The 15,798-nt window shown below is 40.6% G+C and carries 15 protein-coding genes; 5 read left to right on the plus strand and 10 right to left on the minus strand.

The window, feature by feature from the left end:
• Positions 1-68: 68 nt before the first annotated feature.
• From napA to napF, 3 genes are read right to left on the minus strand one after another with little or no spacing between them, the layout of a single operon-like run.
• Entirely contained in the window at positions 69-2,555 is a 2,487-nt protein-coding gene (gene napA / locus BTO08_RS09080) for a periplasmic nitrate reductase subunit alpha (RefSeq protein ID WP_105060745.1), read from the minus strand.
• Positions 2,552-2,824, minus strand: coding sequence for a chaperone NapD (locus tag BTO08_RS09085; protein WP_105060746.1), 273 nt, complete (start codon positions 2,822-2,824; stop codon positions 2,552-2,554). Before BTO08_RS09085 ends, napA begins: the two co-directional genes overlap by 4 nt.
• 21 nt (positions 2,825-2,845) lie before the next feature.
• Positions 2,846-3,343, minus strand: coding sequence for a ferredoxin-type protein NapF (gene napF / locus BTO08_RS09090; RefSeq protein ID WP_198038457.1), 498 nt, complete (start codon positions 3,341-3,343; stop codon positions 2,846-2,848).
• A gap of 272 nt (positions 3,344-3,615) precedes the next feature.
• Here napF and narQ point away from each other — a divergent pair, with 272 nt between their 5' ends.
• Positions 3,616-5,316, plus strand: a complete 1,701-nt coding sequence (gene narQ, locus BTO08_RS09095; RefSeq protein WP_105060748.1) for a nitrate/nitrite two-component system sensor histidine kinase NarQ — start codon at positions 3,616-3,618, stop codon at positions 5,314-5,316.
• 4 nt (positions 5,317-5,320) lie between these two features.
• Positions 5,321-5,947, plus strand: coding sequence for a response regulator (locus BTO08_RS09100; RefSeq protein WP_005370168.1), 627 nt, complete (start codon positions 5,321-5,323; stop codon positions 5,945-5,947).
• Positions 5,948-5,995: 48 nt separating this feature from the next.
• On the opposite strand, the gene BTO08_RS09105 is transcribed toward BTO08_RS09100, so the two are convergent.
• Entirely contained in the window at positions 5,996-6,274 is a 279-nt protein-coding gene (locus BTO08_RS09105) for a winged helix-turn-helix domain-containing protein (RefSeq protein ID WP_105060749.1), read from the minus strand.
• A 241-nt stretch (positions 6,275-6,515) separates the two neighbouring features.
• Here BTO08_RS09105 and BTO08_RS09110 point away from each other — a divergent pair, with 241 nt between their 5' ends.
• The 3 genes from BTO08_RS09110 to BTO08_RS09120 all read left to right on the plus strand — a co-directional run bounded on the left by BTO08_RS09110 (position 6,516) and on the right by BTO08_RS09120 (position 8,369).
• On the plus strand, positions 6,516-6,869 hold the full coding sequence (locus BTO08_RS09110; RefSeq protein WP_005370164.1) for an ArsC family reductase: 354 nt from the start codon (positions 6,516-6,518) through the stop codon (positions 6,867-6,869).
• Between the two features lie 13 nt (positions 6,870-6,882).
• On the plus strand, positions 6,883-8,013 hold the full coding sequence (dapE, locus tag BTO08_RS09115; protein WP_105060750.1) for a succinyl-diaminopimelate desuccinylase: 1,131 nt from the start codon (positions 6,883-6,885) through the stop codon (positions 8,011-8,013).
• A 161-nt stretch (positions 8,014-8,174) separates the two neighbouring features.
• Positions 8,175-8,369 carry a DUF2897 family protein gene (locus BTO08_RS09120; protein WP_105060751.1) on the plus strand — a complete coding sequence of 65 codons (195 nt, stop codon included), beginning with the start codon at positions 8,175-8,177 and terminating at the stop codon, positions 8,367-8,369.
• 78 nt (positions 8,370-8,447) lie between these two features.
• Here BTO08_RS09120 and BTO08_RS09125 read toward each other — a convergent pair whose 3' ends face one another.
• From BTO08_RS09125 to BTO08_RS09150, 6 genes are all read right to left on the minus strand, one after another.
• A complete protein-coding gene (locus BTO08_RS09125) occupies positions 8,448-9,689 on the minus strand; it encodes a glutamate-5-semialdehyde dehydrogenase (RefSeq protein ID WP_105060752.1) in 1,242 nt (413 codons plus the stop codon).
• An 82-nt stretch (positions 9,690-9,771) separates the two neighbouring features.
• Positions 9,772-10,926, minus strand: a complete 1,155-nt coding sequence (proB, locus tag BTO08_RS09130; protein ID WP_105060753.1) for a glutamate 5-kinase — start codon at positions 10,924-10,926, stop codon at positions 9,772-9,774.
• A gap of 255 nt (positions 10,927-11,181) precedes the next feature.
• Entirely contained in the window at positions 11,182-11,586 is a 405-nt protein-coding gene (gene crl / locus BTO08_RS09135) for a sigma factor-binding protein Crl (RefSeq protein ID WP_005370150.1), read from the minus strand.
• A gap of 272 nt (positions 11,587-11,858) precedes the next feature.
• Complete coding sequence (gene frsA / locus BTO08_RS09140; RefSeq protein WP_105060754.1) at positions 11,859-13,118, minus strand: esterase FrsA; 1,260 nt, start codon at positions 13,116-13,118, stop codon at positions 11,859-11,861.
• Positions 13,119-13,282: 164 nt separating this feature from the next.
• Positions 13,283-13,741 (minus strand): xanthine phosphoribosyltransferase, encoded by a 459-nt coding sequence (gene gpt / locus BTO08_RS09145; RefSeq protein WP_005370148.1) that lies wholly within the window; start codon positions 13,739-13,741, stop codon positions 13,283-13,285.
• Between the two features lie 69 nt (positions 13,742-13,810).
• Positions 13,811-15,100, minus strand: a complete 1,290-nt coding sequence (locus tag BTO08_RS09150) for an NCS2 family permease (RefSeq protein ID WP_045148009.1) — start codon at positions 15,098-15,100, stop codon at positions 13,811-13,813.
• Between the last annotated feature and the right edge of the window lie 698 nt (positions 15,101-15,798).

Below are 15,798 nucleotides of genomic sequence, written 5' to 3' on the forward strand. Positions count from 1 at the left end.
AAATTTCTCCGCCAACGGGCTAATGCTAAATAGTGACGAGCTGACTTTTCAGCTCATCATTAGCAGGCTTATACCTTGCTGATTTTAACTGGACATTTTTTGAAATCTGTTTGCTTTGACAGTGGATCAGTTGCATCAAGAATCAACTTATTCACTAAAATTCGTGCATCAAAAAATGGCACAAAAACCAAACCTTGTGGCGGGCGGTTACGACCTCGCGTTTCTACTCGACAGCGTACTTCACCTCGGCGATTCGAGATTGCAACTTCATCACCACGACGTAAACCGCGTGTTTTAGCATCTTCTGGGTGGATATAGCACAGCGCATCTGGCACCGCTTTATATAACTCAGGAACACGACGAGTCATGGTGCCTGTATGCCAATGTTCTAATACTCGACCTGTACATAGCCACATATCAAATTCAGCATCAGGAGATTCAGGTGGTGCTTCATAAGGTGCAGAAATAATCCATGCTTTACCATCTGGTTTACCATAAAAATCCCAACCCGAGCCTTTTTTCGCGTAAGGATCTGAACCTTCTTTAAAGCGCCATTGCGTTTCTTTACCATCAACAACCGGCCAGCGTAGACCGCGAACTTGGTGGTATGTATCGTAAGGGGCTAAATCATGGCCATGGCCACGACCGAATGCCGCATATTCTTCAAACAAGCCTTTTTGAACATAGAAGCCTTGCGCTTTTGCATCATCATTAAGCTCTTGCGCTTCACTTAATGGAAATTTATCTACCTGTCCATTGCGGAATAAAATGTCATACATGGTTTTCCCACGATATTCTGGCATTTTATTAACCAACTCTTCTCCCCACACTTCTTCAATAGTAAAGCGCTTAGAGAATTCCATGATTTGCCATAAGTCAGACTTAGCATCGCCCGATGCTTGTACCTGTTGGTACCACGCCTGTGTACGGCGCTCTGCATTACCATATGCCCCTTCTTTTTCTACCCACATTGCTGTAGGTAAAATAAGATCGGATGCTTGTGCGGTAACGGTTGGATAAGGATCAGAGCAGACAATGAAGTTTTCTGGATTACGGTAACCCGGTAATCGCTCTTCATTAATATTAGGGCCGGCTTGCATGTTGTTATTACACATCACCCAGTAGGCATTTATTTTGCCATCTTTGAGCATGCGATCTTGCACTACAGCATGATAACCAGGCTTTGGTGGAATCGTTCCTTCAGGTAACTTCCAGATTTTTTCAGCAATGGCTCGGTGCTTAGGATTCGCAACCACCATATCAGCAGGTAAACGGTGAGAGAATGTCCCCACTTCACGTGCTGTACCACAAGCTGAAGGTTGACCCGTTAATGAAAATGGACTATTTCCTGGGGTTGAAATTTTACCGGTTAATAAGTGCAGGTTATAGACCAAGCTGTTCATCCATACACCACGGGTATGCTGATTCATCCCCATCGTCCATAGTGACATCACCTTAGTTTTAGGATCAGCATAAAACTTCGCCAGCTCAATTAACTTTTCAGGTTTAACGCCTGACATTTCAGATGCTTTTTCAAGCGTATACTCAGCAACAGAAGCTTTGTATTCCTCAAAATTCATTGGGAAAATATCACCTGAATTCGGGTGAGCAGCTTGCTGTTGTAGTGGATTATCGTCACGTAGACCATAACCAATATCGGTTTGTGCACGTTTGAAATGAGTATGTTTATTTACAAAATCCCAATTCACCGCGTCATTTTCAATAATGTAGTTGGCAATAAAGTTAGCGATGGCTAAATCAGTCTGGGGCTTAAAGATCATGCCATTATCAGCGAGTTCAAAAGAGCGATGATAATAAGTAGACAGTACATTGACTTTAACATGTGGATTGCTTAAACGACGGTCAGTAATACGAGTCCATAAAATTGGATGCATTTCTGCCATATTAGAGCCCCAAAGGACAAATGCATCAGCATGTTCAAAATCATCATAACAGCCCATTGGCTCATCAATACCAAAGGTACGCATAAAGCCACCAACTGCTGACGCCATACAATGTCGAGCATTAGGATCAATATTGTTAGAACGAAAGCCTGCTTTCATCATTTTTGATGCCGCATAACCTTCCATCACCGTCCATTGACCTGAACCAAACATACCTATGCCTGATGGACCATGTTTCTTTAAGGATAATTTCCACTTTTCAGCCATGATATCAAAAGCTTGATCCCAAGAGATTGGAGTGAATTCGCCTTCTTTATCATATTTTCCATCTTTCATACGTAGCATCGGCGTTTGTAAACGATCTTTGCCGTACATGATTTTTGATAGGAAGTAACCTTTAATACAGTTAAGTCCTTTATTTACTGGCGCTTTAGGATCGCCTTGAGTGGCAACAACTCGACCGTTTTGGGTACCCACCAAAACAGAACAGCCTGTACCACAAAAACGACACGGCGCTTTATCCCATTTAATTTTTGTTTCATCAGAACTTACAATTAAGTTAGTTGCTGACGCGGGTAAGGTAATACCTGCAACAGCCGCAGCTGAAGCGGCAGCATTTGCTTTAACAAATGCGCGTCTTGTCATTTTCATGAGTTGCCCTCTGGTTGCGTCTCAAAGTGCTCTATTTGGTGATACACCAAAAAAGTAATTAACACATTTTCTAAATTATTGATTTTATCTATGGTATCGGTCACGTAGCCTTGGTTCTGCGTCTCAAGTACTACAATGATTTTCCCTTCTTCACTATCGCCCGGTATTTCGGTATTTGGCATTGCTAAGATCTGTTCTTTTATTTCTTGTAAGTACTCAGGTTTTACATGAACCACGAGACTTGATATATGTACTTCTTGTAAAGACATACAGACCCTCTTTGATGTGTACTACTGTGCATTGTTCTCTACACGATTAATTGTTATTGCTGATACAGGGCACCCAGATAAACAGGCACCACAGCCAGTACAGTCTTTTTCTGTAATAGTTGGCATCGCGATTTTTCCAACCTGTAATTGAAATTTTATCGCTTGGGACTCACACATATCGCCACAGCTTCTGCACTCAATATTTTTATATGCCATACAACTTTCATTAATCGTTGCAATGATGGCCCATGGCTGTTCTGTTTCGGCAAGAAATAGCGATTCGGGACAAGTCTCTGCGCACTGATAACAAAATGTGCATTCACCTTCACCTTGGCTGAAATCCACTTGAGGAAAACCACCATCACCTTTCACTATGATGTTTGTCTCACAACGCTCGATACAACGTTCACAACGAGAGCAAAGATCGGTAAAAGTATCTGCATGACTAAGCCAAGGTAAGCGTGGGATGTTTGATGGTGTTTTGCGTGTGAATAATGAACGTCTTAAACGATCAACCATCATTACCTCTATCGTTGTACTGTTTATGTCACATGACTGATAAAATATTCACCAAATCACTAAAACAGCACCTATTAATAAACTATTCATCTTTTTATACATTAATTCTAAATAATGAAATAATTGCTTAAATACCCCCTTAGGGGTAATTGATAGGGTTATTTGTTCTAGATCAATAAATCTAGCCGATAAAGCTCACATTATTCGTGTGATTGTCTACATCTAAAATTAAGCTATTAATATTTTCAGGGTAAGTAACAGAAAGGATTGCTGTGAATAGGAAAAAAACGACACATTCTGTAACAGCGACGATAGCGCGCTCTTTAGTGTTAATTTTAATCATTTCGATAATAACAACGGCACTTGCATTAATGACATTGGTTTCGAGTCAAAATGATGCTGAAGCTATTAATATTGCAGGTTCTTTACGCATGCAAAGCTATCGATTAGCTTTTGATGTTGAAACTGAATCACCTCTTTTATCTACACATATTGAACAATTTGAACACTCACTCTATTCCGCGCCAATGAAAGAGCTCTCTTATTGGTTTACCTCTACAGAGATCCAACAGCACTACAACCACATCGTTCTGCGCTGGGAAGAGCTTCACCCTATACTTAAGGCCGACAACAACACTATTTTTATTCAGCATGTTGCTCCTTTTATGAACCGTATTGACACTTTTGTGGCTGAGCTACAGTATTCATCAGAATTAAAAATACAACGCCTCGCTGTTATTGGCGCGGTAGGTCTTAGCTTAATTTTCTTGATTGTGCTCTATACCATTCGTTATACACGCCAACAAATTGTTGCTCCTTTAAATGATCTTGTTGATGCTTGTAAGCAAGTAAAACGTAAAAATTTTCGATTAAATTTATTAAACAATAGCAATAATGAGCTGGGTATTCTTGCTCATACGTTCAGTCGAATGTCATCAGATCTTGAACAGCTTTATCAAGGATTAGAACGCAGTGTAAATGAAAAAACCCACCGCTTGCGTCATGCAAACGAATCACTCCAAGTGCTTTATAATTGTTCACAACAACTTTCTGTTAGTCATTTAACCCGAGAACAATTTACAAACATGCTTGAAACCATGATTGCTATTGATGGTTTAATTGGTGCAAAACTGATCATTGCAGAACCAAATAGCAGCACATCAGAGATTCAAGTGGGTCAACAAGCAGGTCAACATTGGCAATATAACGAATTGTATATCGATGGTGAGTTAATGGGACAACTTTGGTGGCAGTACACTTTACCTTGTCCTGATAAGGCGTTAATTAATAATATATCTCAAATCCTTGCTCGCGCTATCTATTACAACCGTGCCCAAAAACAAGCGGAATATTTATTACTAATGGAAGAGCGCGCGACCATTGCCCGTGAGTTACATGATTCATTGGCACAATCGCTCTCCTATTTGAAAATTCAATTAGCCTTATTGAAAAGAGAACTCAATCAAAGCGATCAAAACGAAAATATCCATCAAACAGTCCATGATATTGAAGAAGGGTTAAGTAACGCTTATACCCAACTGCGCGAATTACTTAGTACATTTCGATTGACAATTAAAGATGCCAATTTTGGTGAAGCCTTAAATCAAATGTTAGAACCATTAGAAGAGCAAACCGACGCACTCTTAATTATAGATAATCAAATATCATCAATGGCGTTAGATGCCCATAACCAAGTTCACTTGTTACAAATTATTCGAGAGGCAGTATTAAATGCGATTAAACATGCAGACGCCGATGAAATTACCGTAAACTGTCAACAAACCGATCAGCATATTCATGTCACGATCATCGATGATGGTAAAGGATTCGACCTTAACAAGAGTAAACGTGATCATTACGGTTTAAGTATTATGCAAGAGCGCGCATCACGGCTACAGGGTCAATTAAAAATACAATCGGGAATCAATCAAGGTAGCGTTATCGGCCTACTATTCCCATTACAGAAAGGATAAAACTATGACATGCTGGAAAGTCATGATTGTTGATGATCACCCTCTAATGCGTCGAGGAATAGGCCAACTATTAAGTATTGAATCAGACTTCCAATTAGTGGGTGAAGCCAGTAATGGTAATGATGCTATCGCACTCGCCCATGAAAAATCACCAGATTTGATCTTACTCGATTTAAATATGAAGGGGTTGTCCGGTCTTGATACGCTAATAGCGATGCGTGATGAAGGGATACTTGCCTGTATTGTTATATTAACCGTCTCTGATAGTCGAAGCGATATTAAAACAGTACTCAATGCTGGCGCTGACGGTTATTTACTCAAAGATACTGAACCTGACGAGTTAATTGAACAGCTAAAATCTGCATTATGTGGCGGGAAAGCCTACAGTGATATCGTAAAAGAATGTCTTGAATCACCCAATACCCCGACTAATATTTTGTCACAATTAACAGACCGAGAGACGCAAATCTTACAAGAAGTGGCAAAAGGTCAACGTAATCGACAAATAGCCGAGCAGCTCTTTATCTCAGAGGCAACGGTTAAAGTACATATGAAAAGTTTACTCAAAAAGCTACAAGTAAAATCCCGTACGGCTGCCACTATTTTATACCTTGAAGCCCAAGGCCAATAAAATCCTATTAAAAACGCATAACACGTGACGTATTATGCGTTTTAATTTTTAGGATAACGCCGCTAATAAGTAGGGTTCTTTTTCTTTGATCCATTCCAAATCAAATGGCCCCCAATCACTCAGCGTATAGTAACCATCATTATGACGGCGACCATCTTGAATGAAAGCAAGCTCAATACCGATGCTAGGTAGCGCTTTTAATACATCTTGAATAGTGCGACGCGGCCAACCTGTTTGCTCAACCAAACGCGGGACATTAGGTCTCTCTGTATGTTCTACTAACAATGCTAAATAAAGTCGACGGGCAAAAACCGGATTCAGTTCCATTGAGGCCTCCATAAAATATTCCACATATTATTAAGCAGTGGAAAATATTTATGTTGAGATTGATCAAGCCAGCTTTATCTTTACTTCTATTAAATATAAAAAATAAAAAAGTATTATTGTTTTTGTTAACAATACCGTTTTCAATCCCTTACAATCACCTCACAAACAACAACACTTGCGGTCATTGCGTAATCTCGTTATAAAAGACTATCCATTAAAATAGAATCAAGTCAGATCTTTTATGAGTACTACAGCCTACGGCATCAAAAACTGCGACACTATCAAGAAAATGAAAAAGTGGTTAGAAGCAGAAAATATCGAATACACTTTCCATGATTACCGTGTTGATGGCTTAGATCGCGCTCAACTCGAAACGTTTGAAACAGCACTAGGCTGGGAAGCCATGCTTAATAAACGTGGAACGACTTACCGTCAACTGACTGATGAGCAAAAAAATAGCTTAAACCGCGACAATGCCTTAGCCCTAATGTTAGAGCAACCAGCAATGATCAAGCGCCCGCTATTAGTACACAATGATGCGTACTACTTAGGTTTTAAACCTGCTCAATACCAAGAAATTTTCCATCAACAATAACAAGGATACAAGGATGTCTGATAGCCCAGTTATTGCGCTTGCTAAAGATTTAATGAGTCGCCCATCAGTTACACCTGAAGATGCAGGCTGCCAAGATGTAATGATCGCTCGTCTTGAGCAATTAGGTTTTACTATCGAAACCATGGTATTTGAAGATACCACCAACCTTTGGGCTCGCCGTGGTACTCAAGCACCACTGTTTGTTTTTGCCGGTCACACCGATGTGGTGCCTTCAGGCCCTGTTGAACAATGGCATACACCGCCGTTTGAACCAACGATTATCGATGGCTACCTTCACGGCCGTGGCGCTGCTGATATGAAAGGCTCTCTAGCATGTATGATTGTTGCCATTGAGCGCTTCATCGCAGAAAACCCAGATCACAAAGGCTCAATTGCCCTGCTCATCACTTCAGATGAAGAAGGGCCATTTATCAACGGTACAACCCGTGTAGTTGATACTCTTGAAGCCCGTAACGAAAAAATCGATATGTGTATTGTCGGTGAGCCTTCAAGTACTCATCACGTTGGAGACGTTGTAAAAAACGGACGTCGTGGCTCAATTACCGGTGATTTAACCGTAAAAGGTATTCAAGGACACGTTGCCTATCCACACCTTGCCAATAATCCCATTCACAAAGCATTACCAGCCCTCGCTGAACTTGCTGCCACCACATGGGATAACGGCAATGCGTATTTTCCACCAACCAGTTTCCAGATCCCGAATGTTGCAGCAGGCACGGGCGCATCAAATGTGATCCCTGGAGAGTTTGAAGTGCAATTTAACTTCCGCTTTAGTACCGAATTAACGGATGTAGAAATAAAGCGTCGTGTGCATTCAGTATTAGATGCTCATGGTTTAGATTACGACTTGAAATGGACATTAAGCGGTCATCCATTCCTTACCGATAAAGGTACGCTAGTCGAAGCGGTTGTTGCCGCGATTGAAGAAGTAAACCACCAGCAACCTGAACTCCTCACTACCGGAGGTACATCGGATGGTCGATTTATCGCTCGTACCGGTGCGCAAGTGGTTGAGTTAGGCCCTGTAAATGCCACTATTCACAAAGTGAATGAGTGTGTAAAAGTCGCAGATCTTGAAAAGCTAACCGACATGTACCAAAAAGTATTAGAAAAAGCACTGTAATAACAAACGCATTCAATACTCAAAGCAGCTAACGTATTTCACCTAAGAAGTGAAATATCTGGCTGCTTTTTTATTGCCATTAATGACTAATATATAAGCTAAGTGGTCGATAAAAGTGTTATTCTAAAAATACTCTTTATCACTAAATTAGTGAGGCTAATATGGAATGGCTTTTTAACCCTTGGGTGATCTCTTTTATTATTGTTGCCGTCATCGCTAGCAACATTGCAGCGCTAAAATATACCGCTTATATGAAGATTGGGATGCAGAAAAAGAACAAACTGTTTGACGACAAACACCCTCTCAGTAAACAAGAAGATCCTGTATCTCAAGATAAAGAAGACAACAAAGAATAAAAAAGCAAAAATTATAGACATAAAAAAGCTGCCAATTAGTGACTACTAGCAGGCAGCTTTTTATATTTTATTTAACGATTAAGCGCGGCTTAAGTAATCAGCAACACCCACCCACTTATAACTCGTTAGCTCTTCTAACCCCATTGGGCCGCGAGCATGCAGTTTCTGAGTCGATACAGCCACTTCAGCACCTAAACCAAATTGTGCACCGTCAGTAAAACGCGTAGACGCATTCACATAAACAGCCGCAGAGCCTGCCGCATTAACAAAACGTTCTGCCGACTGCAGGTTATTGGTTAAGATTGAATCTGAATGGCTCGCATTGTGCTTACGCATATGGAAAATGGCTTCATCCACATCGTTTACCACTTTAATACCTAAAGTGTAACTTAACCATTCAGTATCAAAGTCACCTTCTACTATCTTACGCAGTGAAGCCGCTTTACCTTCAAGTAGATTATAGGCTGCTTCATCAGCAACCAACTCGACCTTGGCTTTATTCATACGCTCAACTAAACGCGATAAGAAGGCTTCTGCTACTTTTTCATTTACCAATAAGGTATCTAACGCATTACAGGCTGATGGACGCTGTACTTTGGCGTTTTCAACCACATCTAAAGAACGAGTAAGATCGGCACTTTCATCAACATAAATATGGCTAATACCAAAACCGCCGATGATCACAGGGATCGTGCTGTTTTCTTTACACATTTTATGTAAACCTGCACCACCACGAGGAATGATCATATCCACGTATTGATCAAGCTTAAGCAGTTGTGAAACGAGTTCACGATCGGGTTGCTCTATGTACTGTACAGAAGCGGCTGGAAGCCCTGCTTTTTCCAGTGCCACTTGAATCACTTTTACCAGTGCCATATTGGAATGGAATGTCTCACGACCACCACGAAGAATGCTGGCGTTACCTGTTTTTAGGCATAGTGCAGCAATATCAATCGTAACATTCGGACGCGCTTCATAAATCACACCAACAACACCTAATGGAACACGACGACGACTTAAACGCATGCCATTTTCAAGTACGCGGCTATCAAGCTCTGCACCAACAGGATCATTAAGATTAATCACATTACGCACATCATTTGCGATACCCGCTAAACGTGATTCATTTAGTAATAGGCGATCAACTAATGCATCAGACATACCTGATTCAAGTGCAGCATCAATATCTAGCTTGTTCGCCGCTAAGATAATGTCTTTATTACTTTCTAATTCATCAGCAATAATCGCTAAGGCATTATTTTTAACCGCTGTTGCCGTTGTTGCTAACTCGAAAGCTGCTTGTTGTGCCGCTTGTCCCATTAATTCAAGATTCACAATAATTCCTCTATTAATCCTTGTCGTGATGCCAATGCTTATCTGTATTTATACATACATGTCGTTTTTAAATAACTACCATATCATCACGATGGATAGCCACGTGACCATGTTCGTAACCCAACACAAGGTGGATTTCTTGGCTATGCTTTCCTGCAATTTTTGCCATATCTACACTCGAGTAGCGGCAAATACCACGTGCTAATAGGTTATTTTGTTTATCAAAGATACGCACAACTTCACCGCGTTCAAAATCACCTTTTACCATGGTGATCCCTTTCGCAAGTAAACTACTCCCACGTTGTTGCACAGCAATGACAGCGCCATCATCAATAACAATGTCACCGGCTGGAGGAGGCCCAGCTAAAATCCAACGCTTACGGCTTTCTAATGGTGATTCCAGTGGTAAGAAACGCGTACCTACAGATTTACCTTCCGCTAAATCAATAATGACATCAGGGCGACGACCAGCAGCAATGATCACTTCGATACCAGCTCGACGAGCCACATCTGCGGCCTGTAGTTTTGTTGCCATACCGCCAGTACCTAGACCACCAACAGTCCCCCCCGCTAATTTACGTAATGTTTCATCAATAGTATGTACTTCGCGGATGAGCTCTGCGTCAGGGTTATTACGTGGATCGGCAGTGAATAAACCAGGCTGATCGGTCATCAGTAATAATTTATCTGCGCCACCTAAAATACCGACAAGTGCGGATAAATTATCGTTATCACCCACTTTAATTTCTGTTGTCGCTACCGCATCATTTTCATTTACAACAGGAACAATACCGTTATCTAGTAAGGCGACTAACATATCACGCGCATTTAAATAACGTTCACGATCGTTTAAGTCCGCGCGCGTTAATAGCATTTGACCGATATTGATCCCATAGATACCAAATAAGGTTTCCCACTCTTGAATTAAGCGACCTTGACCAACCGCTGCCAGCAATTGCTTACTCGCCATTGTTTTGGGCAGTTCGGGGTAACCTAAATGCTCACGTCCTGCTGCAATTGCACCAGATGTGACAATAATAATTTTATGTCCTTGACGACGAAGCATCGCACATTGACGGACAAGCTCAACCATATGGGCGCGATCTAACTTCAGCGTACCGCCAGTAAGAACACTGGTGCCCAACTTAACAACAATTGTTTGTGATGCAGCAGATGCTGCAAGGTCTTGCTCTCGAGCATTAGTATTTTTGGTATCTGCCATGGGGATCAAACAAAATATAAAGAAATAATATGTACTTTGTTTTATCAATACTGCTAATAAAGCACAAGAGAAAAACAGTGGCTAAATAGATATAAGTACGCAAATATTTAGTTAACCAACTGAAACGCTTACAAATCACACAAAATTATCATTAAGCCGCTAAATTCGGTTGTCTCAGACAGCAATATGTAAAAAAAAGATACAAAAAAACCCATCACTTCATTGGATGGGTTTTATAAATTTTGAGCAAATTATTTATGCTAGCTCAGTAAGCGGTGTTTGCGTGAGTTCTGAAGATGAAGATAACGTTAATTGGCATTCATCAACAATAAATGGCGTCAACTTACCGTGAAAATCTGATAATGTTTTCATTACCGCATCTTTATGCTTCGCGGGTAACTTTCCACTGTTCCACTCACCATTTAAATCAAAACGGCCAAAGTCATAGCAATATTCATAACCATTATCGGTTGCCGTTAAAATTAACCACCAGCCCCAAAATTCACGTTGTTCTGGCTCTTTATCAGCATTAACACAACTGGCTAAACAATCAAAAAAGAACTGACCTTCTTTTGATTTTTTCTCACGTAAGTAAGGGCCAAGCGCAGTTAATTTTGTCATTAAACGCCCATGAGGCGGAAAAAGAGTTGTCGAAGTCATTGCAAATCCATCCATAGTCAACTGCAGTGATGAGTATGCTAATACTCAAAATAATATACTTCTAATAACGTTTTTTAATCATGTTGTTTATGTGCAACAAGATAGCTATCAGTATTTATATATTATGGTTGAATATGGATAAAATGCCAATGAAGATACGACATTTTATTAACAATATCATAGTGGTATAAAATAAAATGCGATATCCTCACGGTATTCCGTCAAGGTTTTGTCTCTATTTAACTGCCAGAGCCAAATAATTGTCTACTTTACTACCCTAACTGCTCATTTAACCATTCAACGACAGTCGTTAATGAACGGTGGTAGCCATCATGAATCGGTTTTTCTGGTAATGTTATCGCTTTGCCACCATAACTGGATAATGCTATTAACTGATTATCACTTTCAGGGCATACAGGATCATTTTTTAAACTTATCCCCAGCATTGGCATATCAATACGACGGCGACCTAAAATTCCTTGGTGCTTTAACGACCATGCAGGAAGATGAGAAATGATACTAGTTTCTGATTGACCATTTTTTCCCATTCGGGATGCTAAAACATCAAGATACATCCGGGGTATCTGCTCAATAAGCTTAGGTTGAGTCAACACGCTATGAATCGCGCCGCCCAAACTAATACAAGTTTTTAAACGTGTTGGCTCCATAAAGCCTAAACGAATGGCTGCATTACCGCCCATTCGTAATCCTAGCATCGCAACTTTATGGTGATCGACCCAAGGTACATCACGGATCTGCTGTAATAGCGCTTGATGAAGTCGACTGGTATCTTCAGTTAAATTCCAACGATCACAATGACCTACAGATGGCATATCCAGTGTCACCATCGCATAACCTGCTGGGCCTAAATAATCTTCATATAAGCGCCACAAATCGCATTGCAATGTATCTAATCCACCGCTAACGATGACTGTGGGTAATAGTTTATCGGTACGAGGCAAATGAATAAAAGCTTCAAAGGTTTTACCTTCATACTTGACATTAATCGTTCGCATATCATGCGGGCGTAACTCTATCGCTTCACGATAACTTTGATTGGCTTGCAATTCTGCTTGATCAGCTAATTGATCGCCTTTGATATACGGATACGCGGCAATACTGTAATGAGTGCTGGCTTTTAATAACAACTCAGAAGCTTTAAGTTTCTCACCTTCATTTAATAAAAGACGTGCTTGCTTCTGATAGTTTGCACCCAACTGCGACCATTCGTATGTCCAGTTACCTGGCTTATAGCCAATCACTGTATCAAGTAAATGTTCACTTGTACGTGGAGCTTTCGCACTCGCAATACGAGCAAGTACCGCTTCAAGCTCTATCGGATCGACACCCTGCCAAATCCATTGTGGACGGCGTAAAACACGGTACCAACCCGTTTCACTTTCGCCATCAAGTGCATTATTCACTTTTCCACTTCGCACATGGGCAATTTTAACTAAATTCGAGGTTTCTTTTGACGTCGGTCTCGGGGCAAATAGCTTTTCTGATAAATTCTCAGGGGATGGCTCTGACACAGCACTCTCCAACGTAGGCGTGATAATTGTTAAGATGATATACCCAAAACGGGTTGTAGATGTCGATTTAACGCAAAAAAAAGACGCCTTTATGGCGTCTTTAAAAACAATCTTAGTTTACAGTAGCGAGTAGCACTACTCTAGACTGTAAGAGATTAAGCTACTTATTTTTTAGCGATTGGATCGACAAAAGTAACCGCCATATCCCATGGTTGTTCAATCCACGTATCTTGTGGAATATCAACAACATAATCATCAACTAAATGTTGACCAGCAGGCTTTGCGCATACTGTTACAAATTTACCACGTGGGTACAGTTCACGAATTTTTTCAGCTGTACCGCCCGTATCGACTAAATCATCAACAATAATAAAGCCTTCACCATCACCTTCTGCTTTCTTGATCACACGCATATCACGCTGGTGATCATGATCGTAGCTTGAGATACATACGGTATCTACATGACGAATACCCAGTTCACGCGCCAAAATAGCAGCAGGAACAAGACCGCCACGGCTAACAGCAATAATACCTGTCCACTGCTCAGCTGGTAGCAACTTTTCAGCTAGCTGACGGGTGTAAGTTTGCATGTTATCCCAAGTGATGATGAATTTATTACTCATAGATAAAGAACCTCTGGATCAACGATGTTAAATCGCCATAAATAGATAAAGCTTTATGAAATCTAAAACTTAAAGGAAAATTATTTTTGCTAGGAACAATGCTGAAATAACCCAAACACTGATATTTACATCACGTCCCTTACCACTCATAGCTTTAACCGCAGCATAAGTGATGAAACCAAGGCCGATACCTTCAGCGATAGAATAAGTTAAAGGCATCAACAAACAAACTACAACAACAGGTGCAGCTTCTGTTAGATCGCGCCAGTCAATTGCCACCAACCCCGACATCATTAAAATCGCGACGTAGAATAATGCGCCTGCCGTTGCGTAGGCAGGTACCATGCCAGCTAATGGAGCAAAAAATAGAGCGAGTAAGAATAATACACCAACCGTTACCGCAGTAAGACCGGTACGACCTCCGACTGCGACACCGGACACACTCTCGACAAAAGAAGTGGTATTCGATGTACCCAATAAGGCACCAACAGAGGTTGCTGTACTATCGGCAAGTAACGCGCGATTTAAGCGTGGCAACTTGCCATCCTCACCGATTAAGTTTGCTTTTGTAGCAACACCGACAAGCGTACCTGCGGTATCAAATAAATCGACAAATAAGAAAGCAAACACAATTGAAATCAGGCCAACTTCCATTGCACCCGAAAAATCTAATTGCATGAAAGTTGGTGCAATGCTTGGTGGCATTGACATAATGCCGCCATAAGTCACTTCACCAAATGCAATACTCACCCCTGTAACAATTAAGATTGCAATTAATACTGCGGCTTTAAAGCCACGGTGAACAAGCGCTATTGTTAGAAAGAAACCGAGTGCCGCCATTACAACAGGGAAACTGGTTAAATCGCCTACTTGTACTAACGTCGCAGGATTATCCACTACAATGCCTGAGCTCTGTAATGCAATGAAAGCAAGGAATAAACCAATACCTGCAGAAATCCCGGTTCGTAGCGCCAACGGTATGGAGTTAATGATCCATTCCCGTACTTTTAATAAACTTAATACAATAAAGCACAAGCCTGATAAGAAAACAGCGGCTAACGCGACTTGCCATGTATACCCCATGCCTAGCACAACGGTATAAGTAAAGAAGGCATTCAACCCCATGCCTGGTGCTTGTGCGACAGGATAGTTAGCAAAAAATCCCATCACAAAACAGCCGATCATTGCTGCTAAACAGGTCGCAACAAATACTGCACCTTTATCCATTCCCGTATTGGCTAGCATAGTAGGGTTTACAAAAATGATGTAAGCCATGGTCAGGAATGTCGTTAAGCCAGCAAGCAACTCCGTTCGCACATTCGTGCCGTGTTCCTTTAGTTTAAATAACTTCTCAAGCATGTTTCTCAGTTCCTTGGAGATTGACACGTTAGTATTAAGCAAAAGAAAACGTTTGCGTCTTCAATTCGAGCGCGATTATAAACATCAGATCTATCAATTTCCAGAAAATATCGAGTAAATGCACAAAACTAAGACTAATAAATTTAATTTTGTTTTTTTGACTTTTAAGAACAGATAATTAGCAATATAAAATCAATACATTAGCAAAAATATGCCAAATTAATATATTTCATCTATTTTATATTTATGAGATCTACAGCAATAAAACGTTTCTAAGGATCACATCACGATGTGTGCTAACTCGTTATGACGATTTAAAGGTAAAAAAAACGCCGCTTCAAAACGAAGCGGCGGCGAATGTTGCAAATAATCGATCACGATTATTTAGTATTCTCAAGTTAGGGGGTGAACAAGCTGTTCAGTTAACTAGTCAGCAACTAGATAACAAAATTCTTAGTAACCAAAGTAGTTAGGGTAAGTAAAGTTACCTGTATATACAGAGCGGTTATTCCAAAAGTGTGTAATTGAATCAAAAATTTTCATTTTAAATCACCTTATAAATAAGTAATCCAAATTAACCACATAAAAACTATGTGCTTAATCCTTGGAGGGTAAAGACCATCGTGGTCGCACTTATCTCGGTTCCATGGAGGCGATATCTCGGGTTCATCCTGAACGTGTACAGTGTTTTCTCATAC

The organism is Photobacterium angustum, assembly GCF_002954615.1.
GTDB classification, from domain to species: Bacteria; Pseudomonadota; Gammaproteobacteria; order Enterobacterales; family Vibrionaceae; genus Photobacterium; species Photobacterium angustum_A.

Excerpts from the sequence above, each read along its gene's own strand:
- napA (WP_105060745.1), bottom strand. The coding sequence starts at position 2,555 with ATGAAAATGACAAGACGCGCATTTGTTAAAGCAAATGCTGCCGCTTCA.
- BTO08_RS09085 (WP_105060746.1), bottom strand. The coding sequence starts at position 2,824 with ATGTCTTTACAAGAAGTACATATATCAAGTCTCGTGGTTCATGTAAAA.
- napF (WP_198038457.1), bottom strand. The coding sequence starts at position 3,343 with ATGGTTGATCGTTTAAGACGTTCATTATTCACACGCAAAACACCATCA.
- BTO08_RS09100 (WP_005370168.1), top strand. The coding sequence starts at position 5,321 with ATGACATGCTGGAAAGTCATGATTGTTGATGATCACCCTCTAATGCGT.
- BTO08_RS09105 (WP_105060749.1), bottom strand. The coding sequence starts at position 6,274 with ATGGAACTGAATCCGGTTTTTGCCCGTCGACTTTATTTAGCATTGTTA.
- BTO08_RS09110 (WP_005370164.1), top strand. The coding sequence starts at position 6,516 with ATGAGTACTACAGCCTACGGCATCAAAAACTGCGACACTATCAAGAAA.
- dapE (WP_105060750.1), top strand. The coding sequence starts at position 6,883 with ATGTCTGATAGCCCAGTTATTGCGCTTGCTAAAGATTTAATGAGTCGC.
- BTO08_RS09120 (WP_105060751.1), top strand. The coding sequence starts at position 8,175 with ATGGAATGGCTTTTTAACCCTTGGGTGATCTCTTTTATTATTGTTGCC.
- BTO08_RS09125 (WP_105060752.1), bottom strand. The coding sequence starts at position 9,689 with ATGGGACAAGCGGCACAACAAGCAGCTTTCGAGTTAGCAACAACGGCA.
- proB (WP_105060753.1), bottom strand. The coding sequence starts at position 10,926 with ATGGCAGATACCAAAAATACTAATGCTCGAGAGCAAGACCTTGCAGCA.
- crl (WP_005370150.1), bottom strand. The coding sequence starts at position 11,586 with ATGACTTCGACAACTCTTTTTCCGCCTCATGGGCGTTTAATGACAAAA.
- gpt (WP_005370148.1), bottom strand. The coding sequence starts at position 13,741 with ATGAGTAATAAATTCATCATCACTTGGGATAACATGCAAACTTACACC.
- BTO08_RS09150 (WP_045148009.1), bottom strand. The coding sequence starts at position 15,100 with ATGCTTGAGAAGTTATTTAAACTAAAGGAACACGGCACGAATGTGCGA.